Consider the following 15,363-nt stretch of genomic DNA (forward strand, 5'->3'; position numbering starts at 1 on the left):
AGATGGCATCCCCTAAAACCAGAGAAAAAGGACTTTCCCATGTTGACAGTTAGCTCCCGCGACCAAAAACTTTTAGAAGCCTTGAACCGCAACCCCGCATTAAAAGCTCGGATGGAAGGGCTAATCGAGGTGGTTGAAAATGCCGGTGATGACATTATCAAAGCAGCAGACGCCGAACAGCGGGTGATAGAAGAACTGCGCCAAATGGGAAATGATGCGATCACTGCATGGGCAAACAAACGTGTAGAAAAATGCACAGCCCCAGCCTGTGAAGAAGGCATTGGGAAGTATGTAAAGAGTGGAAAAAAAACTGTCATTGGCACACGACCTACGGAAAAATCCACATAAGCGAACCGGTCTACCGGATTCCCGGCAAGCGTGTCCGCCCCTTTAGCCAGAGTGCCGAGGTTGTTTGCCGAGGCTGTTCGCTCCCGCTGCAACGGGCGGTGACGGACTTTGGGGCGGACTGTTCATTTGCTCAAGTGCCTGATAAATTAGAAGAACATTACGGGATACGGCTGGCATCCAGCAGCATCCGACACATCACCGAAGGTCACGCCAAACGCATCCATGAATCCCAAGTGTTGATAAAAGACTATCCAAGCACGTTGGGAAAAGCCTATGTCATTGCCGAAATGGACGGCAGCATGATCCCCATCGTCGAGATTGACGAAACAGCCCCCGACAAGCGCAAAGGCAAAAAGGAAAGCTGGAAAGAAGCCCGCCTGTGTCTTGCCCACGCCAAAGGCAGTGCTACGCCAACGTTTGGCGCAATATTCGGTGGCACGGTAGAAGATGCTGGAAAAATCTTATTCGACACCGCCTGCCGTGCTGGATTTGGAAAAAGCACGTTCCTCCATGCGGTGGGTGATGGGGCAAGCTGGATCAACCGTCAAGTGGATGAACAATTTGGCACACAAGGACATTACCTGATTGATTTTTATCATGTTTGTGAATACCTATCAGCAGCATCCGCAAGCTGTTCATGCCTCAAGGACAAGGATAAATGGTTTGCCAAACAGAAAAAAGCCCTACAGGATGGTCAAGCTCAAGCGGTCATCGACACACTGAAACCTTTCCTCGAAGCAGAAACGGTAGAAGACAGTAACGCCCCAGTACGAGCTTGTCACCGTTACCTGAGCAACCGCATTGAGCAACTGGATTACCCGACAGCAAAATCCCTCGGATTGCCCGTGGGGTCGGGCGAAATAGAAAGTGCACACCGTTACATCATCCAGCAACGCTTAAAAAAATCGGGGGCATGGTGGAAAAGTGATAATGCGGCGGATATGTTGGCGTTGAGGGTCATGCGGGGAAACCAGCAATGGAAGCATTATTGGCGAAACACCGCTGAGGCGGCATGAGGTTTACCGCACTTTTGTTCACACCCGTCACGCACCCATTCGTAACGCTGACTCATGAAACGTTCAGCCGTGAGCGGGTCACGATGGTATTCAAACAGATACACCCGATCCTGTTTGGTCGCATTCCCCACCGCTGCTAACGCTTGTTGCATGGCTTCATTGATACAGGGTTCAAACAACAATGCCTGCATTGCAATCGCTACCGCTTCAAACAAGGCATCCTTGCGCAGCAACAAATCTTCTGCTTGTTTGCGTTCCGTAATATCGCGCCCGGTTTCGAGAATGTATTCGGGTCGCCCTTGTGCATCCCGAATCAGCCGGTGACTGCTGTTACACCAATAGTGCGAACCATCTTTGCGAATAACATCAAGATTCACATCAAAAGCAATATCACACTGCGGGTCGGCTAATTTCTCTGGGGTTAAATTGTCTGCCACCAATTGCTTGAGTCGCACCAACGATTCCGGTGTCATCAAGTGCTCAAACGGTAGACAACGAAACTCCGCCGCGCTATACCCGGTGCGTTGATACAGCGAGGGCGTGGCGTACAACACACTCATATCGAGATTGAGAACGCCGATGTAGTCGTGCATATTCTCCGTAATCAAATTAAACAGGCGGGTTTGTTCACGGGCTTCCGCTTCAGCCTGTTTACGCTTGGTAATGTCGCGTACATCGACCACCAATTTACAGCCATCTTCATGGCGGTTAAGCGAGGCCATGAACCAGCGTGTTTCCCCCTGAATCACTAACCGGTATTCGTAACGACGGTTCTCGCCGGTACGCCGCACGTATTCAGCGCATTCCAAATAAGGCTCACTGGTATCCGGCGGCAGCACCGCTGTAACGGGTTTGCCGAGAAAGGCTTCGGGCGGTGCAAATAAAAGCTGGGGGGAACGGCACTGAACGTCCAATAAGCAATCTTCGGCATCTATTAGGAAAATTAAATCACTCATGGACGACATCAAAGTCTGGTAACGTTCCTCACTGCGCTGGAGTGCTTGGCGCGTTTGTGCCAATAAGACGCGCAATGTGTGCGGATCATCAGGCAAATCGCCCACCGTTAATAACTCGGCGGGGTGAGTATCGAGGTAGCAATTCATGGGGTTCCCTAACGGTGCTTATCATTTTAATGGGTAACAGCGCGTAGCATATCGCCCTAAACGCTAGGTTTCCACACCATCCAGAGCAAACGCATTAAAGATTACGTTAAGTGGATAAACAACGCCTATGTTTACGCCACCATTCCCACACCCAATGCCACCCACGGTAGCCAGCGTGCGCCACCAACACCGGCACATCCCCCGCTGGAATACGCGGCAATAACGCCAAAGCAACCACTCCAAGACCCAGCAAAATCGGCAATACATCCCACCACTTAAACGCAGGCAGCGCAAACAGGAACGGCCACCACAACACCCATTCCACCAAAATAGCCCACCCCAACCATTGCGTCAGACCGGGGGAAGTGCTGGTGTGATGGCTGGAAGCTCCCCCATGCTGGCGGCGATAACGCCACAAACTCCATACAAAGCGCCCCATCAGCAAGGTGGTTGCCAAGCTACTCAGCCATAAACCCAGTGCCAAGTGCTGCCAATCGGCGGGCAATGCCGCTTTCACACTGCCTTTTGCCAACGCCCCACTGGTCAATGGCACGCCGATCAACACCAACGCCAAAACCACCAGCACACCCAATAACCACCAAGACAAGGTTTGCTTAAACAAGCCCACCCCAAGGAATAACGCCCCTTTCACCCAAGCATGGTGCGCCACATACAATAACAACGCCATTGCCAACGCCACATCCGCAGGGGCTTGCAAACCCAATCCCGTCAATAAGGTCAATACCCCCAACTGACTCATGGTCGAATACGCCAGAATCACTTTCGGCACGGTTTGCCGCAAACCAAACACCACCCCGTAAAACGCGCCCACCAATCCCAGCCACACCAACCACTCTGCCACCCACACCGTGCTGGCTGCACCCGCTGGCAGAAAGCGCACCAAACCCAATATCCCCGCTTTCACCATCACGCCGCTCAACAATGCCGACACTGCTGGAGGGGCAGCACCGTGCGCAATCGGCAACCACACATGCAAGCCCGGCAATGCCACCTTAATTCCCAAGCCCAGCGTCACCAATACCACCGCAGCGAGAGGCAACGCCTTGCCCACCAGCTCACTGAAATACACACTCCCGATTGCACCCGCCGTGAACACTGCACCGGCAAACAACAACACCTCACCCAACACCGTCCAGATCAGGTAAATGCGCCCGGCACGGCGCGTCGTCACCGAAGCCTGTTGCGCAATTAACCCATACGCTGCCAGCCCCATTAAGGCAAACCCCAGAAAAAAGCTCCCCATGTCCTGCGCAATCACCAACAACACATTGCCGCTCAAGGTCAACAGGAAAAACACCCGAAAACGCCACCAACTTGACCCCGCAGGCTTACCACCCACACTGTACAAGCCCGCCAACAGCCACAACAGTGCTGTCACCAGTAAAAATACCTGCCCCGTGGCATCAAGCCCCCATTGCGCCCCCAATAATACCCACGGCAACGCCACCGACGTTCCCACTGGCAACACAAACGCTGCGACTAACGCAGGCAATGCCGCCACCGGCAAGAGCCATTGCCCAATACGGTCATTCCCCACCAAGGCAAAGCATAGCGGTAACAAGGGTGCTAACAGCAATAAAAACGGTAACTCCAGCAGCACAGGTTGCAGCATTATTTGTACTCCCTAGCGGTGATCAATTGCGCCCACTCCAACGGGCTAAACGGCAAAGACGCGAACAAGCCCGCCAATAACGCCAAACTCGCGGTAATCACCGGCGGCCACAACAACATGCCATGCGTTTCCCAACGCTGCGCCTGAATGTGTTCGTCTGGCCAAGGGTCAGCAGGCAAAAACCACGCGCGGTACAAAATGGGCAAAAAATACGCCGCGTTCAGCAAGCTACTGGCAATCAACACCGGCATTACCCACAGCAATACCCCCGCTTCCAACGCCCCTAACCCCAAATACCATTTGGAAATAAACCCCGCCATTGGTGGAATCCCGATCATTCCCAACGCCCCCAAGGTAAACGCCAACGTGGTTAACGGCATTCGTTTGCCCACCCCGTTCATTTGACTGACGCGATGAATCCCCAAGGTTTCCGCGTAATTACCGGCGGCAAAGAACAAGGTGATTTTCATAATGCCTTGGTGTACCAAATGCACAATACCGCCCACGGTTGCCAACGGCCCTAGGATTGCCGTTCCCAACACAATGTAAGACACCTGACTCACCGTCGAATACGCCAAGCGTTTTTTCAACTCGTCCTGAAACAATGCCAAGGTCGAGCCGTACACAATCGTGAACGCCGCCACTATTCCTAACGGCACTAATACGCCCAAGACAGCGGCAAATTCCACCCCATACACATCGTAAACCACACGCACAATCCCAAATGCCCCCGCTTTCACCACCGCCACCGCGTGCAACAAAGCACTGACCGGCGCAGGTGCAACCATTGCTTTAGGCAACCAACCGTGAAATGGCACCAAGGCGGCTTTGACCCCCAAACCCACGATCATCAGCAAGAAAATCCAACGCAAAGCGCTGTGCGTTTCCGCAGGCAAGCCATCCAGAATCCCCCCCTGCACGAACGTCAACGGCCCGGCAATCGACTTCAACCACACCACTGCCACCAGCAACAGCAAACCACCGGTGAAGGTGTAAGCCAAATACAAACGCGCGGCTTTGCGAGCTTCATGCGAGCCTTTGTGCGCCACCAAAGGGTAAGTCGCCAAGGTCAAAAACTCGTAAAACATCACAAACGTCACCAGATTGCCCGCCAACGCCAAGCCCACGGTTGCCGATACGCACAAGCTAAAAAACCCAAAGAAGCGGCTGCGGTGCGGGGAATGCTCCAGATACCCAATTGCATAAACCGTTGTCACCAACCACAGCAGGGCGGATAAGGTCACAAACAACATCGACAGCGCATCGGCGTGCAATAGCAATTCCAAATTGGGCGCAATCACCCAACGCACTTCGTACACCTGCCCGTGATACACCCCCCACAGCAAGACCCCAACCAATGCCAGCTTCACCACTGCCGCCAGCAAATTCAAGGTAGTACGCAAGCGATGGCTGCTTTCTTGCACAAAGAAAATCACCAATCCGACGCTAAACGAACTCAGCACAATCCACAGCGGTAAATTCTCCCCCAGCGCGTCGGTGAGAACATTCAATAACTCGTTCATAGCCCTGCCTCCGTGCCAGTGTGCGCCAACCATGACCACAGACTCATAGCGCCTAAGCCCAGCCCAAAGGTTGCCAGCAATGCCAACGCCAAGGCAGGTATTTCCTGCGTAGCCGCCACGACTGGGCGCTTAACCGCTGGCAAATGCCCGAAAGCGTGCCCCAACAAACGGAACACATAAGCCGTTGCCAATAACGACCCCGCCACCAAGACTAGCACCCACCACCATTGCCCCGTCTTAAACGCCGCATCCAACAAATACCACTTACCCAGAAACGCCCCACTCGGCGGCAAGCCCACCAAGGCAATGCCCGCCAACGCAATCACAAACGTGGTCAATGGCAAAGCTTGCGTCGTCCCACTCAATTCGCGGATACGGTCATGCCCGGCGTATTGCAGCAAAATCCCCGCTGCCAAAAACAACGCCGATTTCGCAAACGCATGAGACAGTGCAAACAACACCATTGCCCCAAACAACCAGTGCCGTGCTTCGCCTTCCAACACCATCAACAACGGGAAAAACATCACCAAATAGCCCAATTGCGCCACACTGGAATACGCCGCCAATAATTTCAGGCGTTCTGCCCGCAACGCTGACCAAGACCCCCACAACACCGCCATTGCACCCAATGCGCCCAAAACATTCGCCAGCACCGGTGTCGTCAACGGTGCAAACACGTCAAACCACAGCCGTACCACCAAATAAAACGCTGCTTTCACCACCAACGCCGACAATGCCGCACTCACCGGCGCGGGCGCATTAGAATGCGCCGGAGGCAACCAGAAATGCAGCGGGAATAACGCCATTTTCAACGCCAACCCTGCCAACATCAGCAACAACGCTGCCCAGCCCAAGGGGTTAACTTGCAATGCCTCGGCAATTTGCAATGCGTTCAGTGTGCCATACGCGGCATACAGCAAGGTGATAGCCATTAGATACAGCATCGACCCCAATAGCCCCACCACCAGATAGCGCAAGGCTGCCCGCAATGCCGCCGGTTTCCCCCCTAAGGCGGCGAGTGCGGACGCTGAAATGCCCAACAATTCCAAGGTGACATATACATTGAACAAATCACCCGCCAAAAACAATGCATTCAACGCCGTGGCTAACAACAACCACAACGGCCAAAACAATTCGTGCTGACGCGGTGCCCGAAAATAGTGCCGCGCATACACACTGCACCCCAATACCACCAGACTGCTCATCAGCACCATGACTGCCGCCAAGCCGTCCGCGTACAAACTGATACCCAGACCGATTTCCCAGCCACCCAGCGCCAGCTCTTGCACCCCAGCGTGTTGCACCACCCACAACAGCCAGACCGCACACCCCGCCGTTAACGCGCTGCTAACCCAACCAATCGTTGTCGCGTGTTGCCGCCACACCGTTGCCAGCAATGCCCCCAGCAACGGCAGGCTAATCACCCAAACGGCACTTGCGGCTTCATTCATCGGTTGCATCCTCCAAACGGCGGATAATCACCAATGCCAGCGCCGTTGCACTGACAGCCACCACAATGCCGGTCAACACCAAGGCATGAGGCACAGGGTCTGGGGGCAGATTTTCACCGCGATACGCCACCGCGATCAGTGTCAGAAACACCCCCGCACCCATCACATTCAAGCTAATAATTTTGCGCACATAATGGGCATGTAGCCATGTTCCCCACACACCAATAGCGAATAGGAAAATGCCAGCACACCCATACAAAAACTGCGGATTGATTGCACTGATCCCTACCATTACGCTGCCTCCTTTTCCGGTATCCCGCCCATGAAAGCCAACGTCAGCGTCATCCCAATCGACACCGTAGCCAGCATTTCAATCAATAATATCCACCATTTTGCATAAGCGACCGGGTAATGCAGGAAACCCTGCCCCCACCCCAACAGCGCCAAACCCACCAGCAAAAACACACCCGTTCCCGCCACCAAGCCCAAACGCACCAACCAGCGTGTGGTCGGTAAACCCGCATGGGAATACCCCGCCAAACGCAGCAAAATGCCCGCGCCCGCCAGCAATGCTCCCGCCTGAAACGCCCCACCCGGCGAATGCGCTCCCGCCCACAGCACATAACCCGCCATTAGAATCAATAGGGGCACCAACCACACCGCCAATTGGCTGAATGCGGCTTCCGTCACATACGCCGCACGCACATACCCCAAGGCACGAATCCCCAAAATGGCCGCCAACAACACCGCCAATTCCAACAAGGTATCCCACGCCCGAAAATTCAATAACACCGCCGTTACCGGGTGGCTAATACCGCTGAATGCCAATTGCGCATCCACCGCCGCGCCTTTACGCCAGGTTTGTTCCACCGTGGGCAATACCGAGAACAAGCCCCACGCAATCATCGTTCCCAGTACCATTACCAACACGCCCGCACCCCATAACACCGTCGCGTGTTGTGGAAACTGATCGGTCTGCTGATGCGTATCGCGCCGCAAGGTTGCCATTAACAACGCTCCGCCCAACCCCGCCCCAATTGCGGCTTCCGCCAGTGCAATATCCGGGGCGTGTAACCGCGCCCACACCAACGCCAATACCAAACCAAACACGATAAACAGCATCATGCTACGCCGCCGATCACTGCTCAGTACCGCCGCCATTGCCAATAACAACAACACCGCCACCAGCAACAGATCCAAAATGCCCCACAAGCCATCAAGCAGATTCATCGTGTCCCTCCTGTTGCCGGTGCAGGGATACCGCAATCAAATGCGCATTCACCGCACTCGCCACCAATGCCAGCAACCACACCAAGACGAATTTAATCGCCCACAACACATCGGGTACTTGGAAGAGCAAGCCGGTCATCACCAACCCCAAGCCCAAATTATCCGCCTTCGTCAGGGCATGAAGCCGCGCAAACGTATCGGGAAACCGCCATAACCCCAACAAACCGGACACAAAGAAAAACAAGCCCAGCACCAGCAATAGCACGGAAAGCGCGTCAAGGATCATGATTTCCCCCCCCGCTGCCGGTGAGTAAAGACTGCCGTCACCAATACCGCCAACAACACCAGAATCAAGGCAGTATCCAAAAACGCCCGTTGCTGCATCACCACTGCCAGCACCAACAAAATCGCGACACCCAAGGTTCCCAGCAATTGCACCGCCAACAAGCGGTCAGTCAACCGCGCCCGCGATAAAATAATCAGTAAACTGATGAGTAACACCAGCGCCAATACCACCACTACTGCCAATAGCACCGTATTCATAGCGCCCCCTTGTAACAAGGCAATGCAAACAAATCACAAACCCGCCGCTCCAAACGGGCTAAATCTTCCGCCACTGCGCCACGATCATCGAGTACATGCAAGCGCAACTTACCATTTTCTGACACGCACACACTCAACGTACCCGGCAACAAACTGATGCAATACATAAAAAACGAGCGGATTGGCCCTTGAGGAAAAATAAGACGGTATTCATAGAACGCCACCGACAATGACACGCGCGGTTGCCACACCCGCAACGCAATATCCAAACCACCACGCAAAGATTCGCGTAGGAAAAACACCGCAAAGCGCAATGCGCCAAGGAATGAAAACGTTAAGGGATAAGGGGCATGGCGCTGCAACCGATAACTCCACAGCGCCAACATCATGAACGGCAACCCGACCAGCAAAGAACCGAGATCACCACTGGTCAATAATAACCAGAGTGCCAGCAATACCATAATTACTAAAACTATCAATTGCATAACGTTTTATCCCTTATTGGCTTTCTTTCACACCGGCACTAATACGGCAAATGCAGGTAAATCTCTTCCTCGTCTTCCATCATCTGAATCGCCGCATCCAAGCCCAATTGCTGCGGGTTATCCGCGCTACACGCCTGCAAACGCGCAAACAGCGCCTCTTGTTCCAGCACATAGCGCTCACCGTTTTTCAATTGCACATACGCCGCCCAGGGAATGAATTTGGTTAACACAAACGCCTGTTCCGGCGACGGTGAAATATCCACATGCAAGCCTGCAATGTAGAGCAAATTACGCCCCCGATACGCGCTATCTTGTGAAATGCTGCGGTAAGCACGGTCGAATTCGGCTTGCGTATTGGCTTGCGCTGCCGTCAGCATTGGCTCAGCAGACGTCACAATCCAGGGCATTGCGCCGATCAGGTTTTGCTCCAATTGGCGTGACCCGTCGGTGTCTTCCCGCAAGCTGGTGTGGTAGGTGAAATATTCCGGCAACAAGGCATCGCCAAGCGGTTGCTTGCCCGTGCCTTCGTTGAAAAACCAGCGCATGTGCTGAAAAAAAGCGTCGGTCGCCATGAACGTGCGCGACGTGCTTTGCATGGCAATCGGTAACATTTCACCGTCATGCTGGTGTTCCACCATTTTTTCCAGATGCAACACCAAACTGCGTTCCCGGCTACGCGACAAATATTGATTGTCCAAGGTCAAGCGGCAATGATCCGCCCGCATATCCACGAAAATGTTTTGGCAAGCAAACTCGTATTCGCGCAAATACCATTCCAACGTGGCGTGGATTTTGCCGCAGTTACTGGAGCAGCGGTGATTCGCCGTCTGGATGCGCCGATAAGAACCAAAGGTCATGGCTTCGGGGTCATAACCGACGTGGCTAGAATGCACAATCACCAAATCTTTACCGTGATGCGCGTGTGGGCCATGCCGGTCACACGCCATAATCCCGCCCACTTGCCCGTGGTTGAATGGAAATATCCCAAAATGTTTTGCCAGCAAAATCACCGGGTAGCCTTGACTCTCATCCGAACAAAACGCCCGTGAGGGCATGATTTTTCCCGGCTCAAACCCCAGTTCCACACACCAGTTAAACAAACGCGGCACGAAATTACTGTAACGAAACCAGTAATTTTCCATGCGAAAATGCCCCAAACTGGCTTGCACATTGTCACGGACGTTGTACATGTTAGTCGCCCTCACCCAATTCCGCATCCCAGCCCTTGGCTTTCGCCTCACGAATCGCATGACTATGCAATTCGCTGTGCCGCTGCTGCAATTCCGGTGGTAGACGGCTGGGCAAATGCCCGTATTGCATCCATTCCGCATGGACTTTTTCATACAGGTTTTGCAACATTCCAGCATTCCAGCCTGCGCACTGTTCGGTATCGGGCAGTAAGCCAAACACCCACGCATCGCGAATCAGTCGCCCGACCGGACTCATGCCAAATTGTTTATCGTTATGTAAACCTTCGTATTTTCCGCTCATGGTATTCCTCTGTATTCACCCGTGTTACGCCGTCGCCCGCGCATTAATGCTGGCAATGGCGCGTTCTGCTGCTTGCATGGCTTGGGCGGTTTCCGCCTCACTGCCCATCATAATCAACCGCCCGAATGCGCCGTAAGCTTTCACATCCACCAAGGTGACGTGCGCGGCTTTTTCGGCTTCGTTGGCAGCGTACACAATATAACCGGCGGGTTCGGTTTCAAAAATAAACATGCTTTTGCCCGGTAACAACATCGAACCGTGACGCAACTGGCGGTTGATCAGGGTAGCATGATCGGGGGTAATGGCGCGGATGATTTCTTGCCAAGCGACGCGGCACGCCATGCGATTTTCGACATCCGCATGAATTTCACGCAAGACTGCTTCGCCCGCTGAAGTCACTTCACTTTGGTTACGGTAGTGAACCTCCATCGAACCGAAGGCGCGTTCTACCACCTGTTGACCGAGGCGCACATTGGTAGCTTTGAGCGCAATGTCACTGAGGCGGTGCACTGCCATGCCCGGTGCCACTTCAATCCACAAGCAGGCATCGCCGGGGATCGGCAAAAAGCCTTGCGAAGAAGTCGCCAAGTACGAAGCAAGCTGAGGTTGCAACGAATCAATAAAGGAATACACGCGCAAAGTGACATTATTCATCGGCATCAGGCTCAAGTTTTGGGTTCAAAAGCGAGGTTGGCAGGTGCAAACGCTTAACGTTGATGTCTTCCCACATCCGCGCCCCGTCTTGTAACAGAAAATCGAGAAAGCGTTTGGAGGTATTGGAAAGCTTTTTCCCTTTCAAATGCACCGCGTGCCAACCGCGCATGAGCGGAAAATGTTGCACATCCAAGATGGCGAGCAAACCCGCTTCCAGTTCAAGGCGCAAATTGTGAAACGACAATACCGAAATGCCCAAGCCTGCCATGACCGCTTGCTTGATGGCTTCGCTACTGCCAAGTTCCATGTAGATATTGGCTTCCAGCCCGTGTTCGGCAAACAGTTTGATGCGGGCTGCACGTGTGCCGGAACCCTCCTCCCGTGACAAAAAGCGTTCTTGGGCAATGCGTTCCAAGGTAATGTTGCGCTCCCCAACCAAGGGGTGATTGGGTGGGGCAATCACCACAATGGGGTTATCAAGGAAATATTCAGCGGCGAGTTCCAGATTACCGCTGGTGGGAATCGTCCCCATGATCACCAAGTCATCCAGATTATCCTCCAAACGGCGGATCACTTTCGCTTGGTTGGTAATGGTGAGACGTGGCTCCACCCGTGGGTAATCCTTGAGGAACGTGCCGAGTAAATGCGGCATGAAATACTTCGCGGTGGTAATCGCGGAAATATTCAACGGGCCTTTCACGCCCCCTTCCATACCAATCATGTCGTCGTTGAGCACCCGCAAACGGTCTAGGACATCGCGACATGCCTCGAACAGTTCACGCCCGGCTTCGGTGAGGAATAAACGCTTGCCGATTTGTTCCGTCAGCGGGATGCCGACACTTTCCTCCAAGCGTTTAATCTGGATAGACACCGCCGGTTGGGTCAGGTGCAATTCCTCCGCTGCCCGCGTAAACGACAAGTGCTTGCCTACGCTGTAAAACAGGCGCAACTGGTGCAGGGTAATGTGGCGCAGGTTCATCATTAAGTCCGCTTTATCAAGAGCATTTACATTTACTTAGGTTAATCTAAGCAATATTAATGATTAACTTTAGTTGATTGTCAAGCTAATTTATAGTGCGCCTCAATTCGAGGAATTTACTATGTCGCAACCACAGCACGATGATCAACACGAGGCAAAACCGATGGAACACACGCTCCCCCCCAAGCAGTCGATCTTAAGCTGTGACCCCGCTGTATTGGCGATTTTATTGGTATTTGTATTGTTCTTTTCTGCGCTGTTACCCAGTGCATGGCCACTGCTTGTCGGGGCGACCCTGGTGGGTTTAGCCATCCGCTGGGGAGTTCTTTGGTATGATCGACACCGGGAAAAACGCTAACGCCAACACGAGGAAATCACCTTGCACCATTTTGTAAGCAATAACATTGCAACGGCCTGCCAAGCAGTGCAACAGGGTAAAGTGATTGCTTACCCAACTGAAGCGGTGTTTGGCTTAGGCTGTGACCCGGCCAATCTTGAAGCGGTGCAGCGCATTCTTACGCTTAAACAACGCCCCGCACACAAAGGGCTGATCCTGATTGCGGCTGATTTGCAACAGCTTGAGCCGTGGTTATTACCGCTCGAAGCGGCGTTACTGCAACAAATCTTACCCACTTGGCCGGGAGCGGTGACGTGGTTGTTACCCGTGCGCCCTGAGGTTTCCCCGCTCATTCGAGGCGAACACGACACACTGGCGGTGCGGGTCACAGCGCATCCTGTTTGCCGGGAATTGTGCCACTGTCTGGGGCATCCGCTCATTTCCACCAGTGCCAATTTGAATGGGCAAGAACCCGCCCGCAACGTGACAGAAATCCTCCAGCAATTTGACCAGCAATTGGGGTTTGTCTTGGATGCGCCCTTGGGCGGGCAATTACAGCCGACCCAAATTCGTGACGGGCGTACCGGGCAGGTGATCCGAGCCAGTTAACTACCAAAGCCCCCACGAACCATTAACGCCCCTTAATTCCTACCATTAACATTAACCAAAGTTTATGAAAACAATTTTTACAATTAACTTTAGTTGATCATTCCCCTTGCTTATAGTTGCTCCATCTGACGCACCGAGGTCAGAGCAAGATTCCCTAGAGCAACTTCTGCAAGGAGAAGATGATGGCAAAGAAATACGAAGCCGGGGTGAAGGAATACCGGCAAACCTATTGGCAGCCTGACTATATCCCGTTGGATACGGATATTCTGGCGTGCTTCAAGATCACCCCGCAACCGGGTATTGACCGTGAAGAAGCGGCTGCGGCGGTTGCGGCAGAGTCTTCCACCGGTACTTGGACGACCGTGTGGACAGACTTGCTGACCGACATGGATTACTACCGTGGTCGTGCGTACATGATCGAAGATGTACCGGGCGACGACACCTGCTTCTATGCCTTCATCGCTTACCCGATTGACCTGTTTGAAGAAGGTTCGGTAGTCAACGTCTTCACCTCATTGGTGGGTAACGTATTCGGCTTTAAAGCGATCCGCGCCCTGCGTCTTGAAGACGTGCGCTTCCCGATTGCTTACGTGAAAACCTGTAATGGCCCGCCGCACGGTATCCAGGTTGAACGTGACAAAATGAACAAGTACGGTCGCCCCATGCTGGGTTGCACCATCAAGCCTAAGCTGGGTTTGTCTGCGAAGAACTACGGTCGGGCGGTATACGAATGCTTGCGCGGTGGCTTGGACTTCACCAAAGACGACGAAAACATCAACTCACAGCCATTCATGCGCTGGCGTGACCGCTTCCTGTTCGTGCAGGACGCGATTGAAACCGCAGAAGCGCAAACCGGCGAACGCAAAGGTCACTACCTGAACGTAACCGCACCTTCCCCTGAAGAAATGTATGAGCGTGCTGAGTTCGCTAAAGAAATCGGCTCACCGATTATCATGCACGACTTCCTGACTGGCGGGATGACGGCTAACACCGGTCTGGCACGCTGGTGCCGTAAAAACGGCATGTTGCTGCACATCCACCGGGCGATGCACGCGGTACTCGACCGTAACCCGCACCACGGTATCCACTTCCGAGTACTGACCAAAGCACTGCGTTTGTCGGGTGGCGACCACCTGCATACCGGTACGGTGGTGGGCAAGCTGGAAGGCGACCGCGCTTCTACACTGGGCTGGATCGACCTGTTACGTGAATCTTACGTACCCGAAGACCGTTCACGCGGCATCTTCTTCGACCAAGACTGGGGTTCAATGCCGGGCGCATTCGCTGTCGCCTCCGGTGGTATCCACGTCTGGCACATGCCTGCACTGGTGAACATTTTCGGTGATGAGTCTGTTCTGCAATTCGGCGGCGGTACATTAGGGCATCCATGGGGCAACGCGGCAGGTGCGGCGGCTAACCGTGTGGCATTGGAAGCGTGCGTTGAAGCGCGTAACCGTGGTGTTGAACTGGAGCGCAACGGTAAGGAAATCCTCACCAAAGCGGCACAGTCTAGCCCTGAACTCAAGATCGCCATGGAAACATGGAAAGAAATCAAGTTCGAGTTCGACACCGTTGACAAACTTGATGTTCAGAACCGCTAATCACAGGAGTTGCAAACCATGGCTGATTTTCAGGATTACAAACAAACCGTCAAGTACGAAACCTTTTCTTACTTGCCTGCGCTGACGGCAGACCAAACCCGCCAGCAAATTCAATACATCGTGTCACAGGGCTGGAATCCAGCTATCGAACACGTGGAGCCTGCCAGATCCCACAAGTATTACTGGTTCATGTGGAAGCTGCCCATGTTCGGTGAGCAAAGCGTTGACCGTATTCTTTCAGAACTCGAAGCGTGCCATCGGGAATACCCCAACCACCACGTGCGTCTGATCGGTTACGACAACTACACCCAAAGCCAAGGCACATCGTTTGTTGTGTACCGCGCTTAACGACTGACAGGG

The 15,363-nt window shown here is 53.5% G+C and carries 17 protein-coding genes and 1 pseudogene; 5 read left to right on the plus strand and 13 right to left on the minus strand.

Annotated features, from left to right (window positions below; all coding sequences use genetic code 11):
* The first annotated feature begins 39 nt into the window (after positions 1-39).
* Positions 40-1,364 (plus strand): annotated as a pseudogene (locus QJT81_20150) (UPF0236 family protein).
* Here QJT81_20150 and QJT81_20155 read toward each other — a convergent pair.
* The 13 genes from QJT81_20155 to QJT81_20215 all read right to left on the minus strand — a co-directional run bounded on the left by QJT81_20155 (position 1,334) and on the right by QJT81_20215 (position 12,456).
* Entirely contained in the window at positions 1,334-2,467 is a 1,134-nt protein-coding gene (locus tag QJT81_20155) for a PAS domain-containing protein (GenBank protein WGZ94073.1), read from the minus strand. The pseudogene QJT81_20150 and the gene QJT81_20155 overlap by 31 nt on opposite strands.
* Before the next feature lie 106 nt (positions 2,468-2,573).
* Positions 2,574-4,100: a complex I subunit 5 family protein gene (locus QJT81_20160; protein ID WGZ94074.1), complete on the minus strand. Its 1,527-nt coding sequence runs from the start codon at positions 4,098-4,100 to the stop codon at positions 2,574-2,576.
* A complete protein-coding gene (locus QJT81_20165; protein ID WGZ94075.1) occupies positions 4,100-5,623 on the minus strand; it encodes a proton-conducting transporter membrane subunit in 1,524 nt (507 codons plus the stop codon). The genes QJT81_20160 and QJT81_20165 overlap by 1 nt, the downstream gene beginning before the upstream one ends.
* On the minus strand, positions 5,620-7,074 hold the full coding sequence (locus QJT81_20170) for a proton-conducting transporter membrane subunit (protein ID WGZ94076.1): 1,455 nt from the start codon (positions 7,072-7,074) through the stop codon (positions 5,620-5,622). Before QJT81_20170 ends, QJT81_20165 begins: the two co-directional genes overlap by 4 nt.
* Positions 7,067-7,366, minus strand: coding sequence for a cation:proton antiporter subunit C (locus QJT81_20175; protein ID WGZ94077.1), 300 nt, complete (start codon positions 7,364-7,366; stop codon positions 7,067-7,069). Before QJT81_20175 ends, QJT81_20170 begins: the two co-directional genes overlap by 8 nt.
* Positions 7,366-8,304, minus strand: coding sequence for a DUF4040 domain-containing protein (locus tag QJT81_20180; protein WGZ94078.1), 939 nt, complete (start codon positions 8,302-8,304; stop codon positions 7,366-7,368). Before QJT81_20180 ends, QJT81_20175 begins: the two co-directional genes overlap by 1 nt.
* Entirely contained in the window at positions 8,291-8,590 is a 300-nt protein-coding gene (locus QJT81_20185) for a monovalent cation/H(+) antiporter subunit G (GenBank protein ID WGZ94079.1), read from the minus strand. The genes QJT81_20180 and QJT81_20185 overlap by 14 nt, the downstream gene beginning before the upstream one ends.
* Positions 8,587-8,847, minus strand: coding sequence for an MrpF/PhaF family protein (locus tag QJT81_20190; GenBank protein ID WGZ94080.1), 261 nt, complete (start codon positions 8,845-8,847; stop codon positions 8,587-8,589). Before QJT81_20190 ends, QJT81_20185 begins: the two co-directional genes overlap by 4 nt.
* On the minus strand, positions 8,844-9,332 hold the full coding sequence (locus QJT81_20195; protein WGZ94081.1) for a Na+/H+ antiporter subunit E: 489 nt from the start codon (positions 9,330-9,332) through the stop codon (positions 8,844-8,846). The genes QJT81_20190 and QJT81_20195 overlap by 4 nt, the downstream gene beginning before the upstream one ends.
* Positions 9,333-9,370: 38 nt before the next feature.
* Positions 9,371-10,522 carry a hypothetical protein gene (locus QJT81_20200; GenBank protein ID WGZ94082.1) on the minus strand — a complete coding sequence of 384 codons (1,152 nt, stop codon included), beginning with the start codon at positions 10,520-10,522 and terminating at the stop codon, positions 9,371-9,373.
* A gap of 1 nt (position 10,523) precedes the next feature.
* Positions 10,524-10,823: a hypothetical protein gene (locus QJT81_20205; protein WGZ94083.1), complete on the minus strand. Its 300-nt coding sequence runs from the start codon at positions 10,821-10,823 to the stop codon at positions 10,524-10,526.
* Between the two features lie 24 nt (positions 10,824-10,847).
* Positions 10,848-11,477, minus strand: coding sequence for a hypothetical protein (locus QJT81_20210; protein ID WGZ94084.1), 630 nt, complete (start codon positions 11,475-11,477; stop codon positions 10,848-10,850).
* On the minus strand, positions 11,470-12,456 hold the full coding sequence (locus QJT81_20215; protein WGZ94085.1) for a LysR substrate-binding domain-containing protein: 987 nt from the start codon (positions 12,454-12,456) through the stop codon (positions 11,470-11,472). Before QJT81_20215 ends, QJT81_20210 begins: the two co-directional genes overlap by 8 nt.
* Positions 12,457-12,577: 121 nt before the next feature.
* Here QJT81_20215 and QJT81_20220 point away from each other — a divergent pair, with 121 nt between their 5' ends.
* The 4 genes from QJT81_20220 to QJT81_20235 all read left to right on the plus strand — a co-directional run bounded on the left by QJT81_20220 (position 12,578) and on the right by QJT81_20235 (position 15,351).
* A complete protein-coding gene (locus QJT81_20220) occupies positions 12,578-12,814 on the plus strand; it encodes a hypothetical protein (GenBank protein WGZ94086.1) in 237 nt (78 codons plus the stop codon).
* 21 nt (positions 12,815-12,835) lie between these two features.
* Positions 12,836-13,402: an L-threonylcarbamoyladenylate synthase gene (locus QJT81_20225; GenBank protein ID WGZ94087.1), complete on the plus strand. Its 567-nt coding sequence runs from the start codon at positions 12,836-12,838 to the stop codon at positions 13,400-13,402.
* Positions 13,403-13,584: 182 nt separating this feature from the next.
* Positions 13,585-15,003 (plus strand): form I ribulose bisphosphate carboxylase large subunit, encoded by a 1,419-nt coding sequence (locus tag QJT81_20230; GenBank protein WGZ94088.1) that lies wholly within the window; start codon positions 13,585-13,587, stop codon positions 15,001-15,003.
* A gap of 18 nt (positions 15,004-15,021) precedes the next feature.
* A complete protein-coding gene (locus QJT81_20235; protein WGZ94089.1) occupies positions 15,022-15,351 on the plus strand; it encodes a ribulose bisphosphate carboxylase small subunit in 330 nt (109 codons plus the stop codon).
* Positions 15,352-15,363: the final 12 nt, after the last annotated feature.

It is taken from the genome of Candidatus Thiothrix putei, assembly GCA_029972225.1.
Lineage (GTDB): Bacteria > Pseudomonadota > Gammaproteobacteria > Thiotrichales > Thiotrichaceae > Thiothrix > Thiothrix putei.

Bases quoted from the DNA above. Each gene is read 5' to 3' on its own strand.
- QJT81_20160 (WGZ94074.1), bottom strand. From the start codon at position 4,100: ATGCTGCAACCTGTGCTGCTGGAGTTACCGTTTTTATTGCTGTTAGCA.
- QJT81_20175 (WGZ94077.1), bottom strand. From the start codon at position 7,366: ATGGTAGGGATCAGTGCAATCAATCCGCAGTTTTTGTATGGGTGTGCT.
- QJT81_20185 (WGZ94079.1), bottom strand. From the start codon at position 8,590: ATGATCCTTGACGCGCTTTCCGTGCTATTGCTGGTGCTGGGCTTGTTT.
- QJT81_20235 (WGZ94089.1), top strand. From the start codon at position 15,022: ATGGCTGATTTTCAGGATTACAAACAAACCGTCAAGTACGAAACCTTT.
- QJT81_20165 (WGZ94075.1), bottom strand. From the start codon at position 5,623: ATGAACGAGTTATTGAATGTTCTCACCGACGCGCTGGGGGAGAATTTA.
- QJT81_20170 (WGZ94076.1), bottom strand. From the start codon at position 7,074: ATGAATGAAGCCGCAAGTGCCGTTTGGGTGATTAGCCTGCCGTTGCTG.
- QJT81_20195 (WGZ94081.1), bottom strand. From the start codon at position 9,332: ATGCAATTGATAGTTTTAGTAATTATGGTATTGCTGGCACTCTGGTTA.
- QJT81_20220 (WGZ94086.1), top strand. From the start codon at position 12,578: ATGTCGCAACCACAGCACGATGATCAACACGAGGCAAAACCGATGGAA.
- QJT81_20230 (WGZ94088.1), top strand. From the start codon at position 13,585: ATGGCAAAGAAATACGAAGCCGGGGTGAAGGAATACCGGCAAACCTAT.
- QJT81_20200 (WGZ94082.1), bottom strand. From the start codon at position 10,522: ATGTACAACGTCCGTGACAATGTGCAAGCCAGTTTGGGGCATTTTCGC.
- QJT81_20190 (WGZ94080.1), bottom strand. From the start codon at position 8,847: ATGAATACGGTGCTATTGGCAGTAGTGGTGGTATTGGCGCTGGTGTTA.
- QJT81_20205 (WGZ94083.1), bottom strand. From the start codon at position 10,823: ATGAGCGGAAAATACGAAGGTTTACATAACGATAAACAATTTGGCATG.
- QJT81_20215 (WGZ94085.1), bottom strand. From the start codon at position 12,456: ATGAACCTGCGCCACATTACCCTGCACCAGTTGCGCCTGTTTTACAGC.
- QJT81_20180 (WGZ94078.1), bottom strand. From the start codon at position 8,304: ATGAATCTGCTTGATGGCTTGTGGGGCATTTTGGATCTGTTGCTGGTG.
- QJT81_20210 (WGZ94084.1), bottom strand. From the start codon at position 11,477: ATGAATAATGTCACTTTGCGCGTGTATTCCTTTATTGATTCGTTGCAA.
- QJT81_20155 (WGZ94073.1), bottom strand. From the start codon at position 2,467: ATGAATTGCTACCTCGATACTCACCCCGCCGAGTTATTAACGGTGGGC.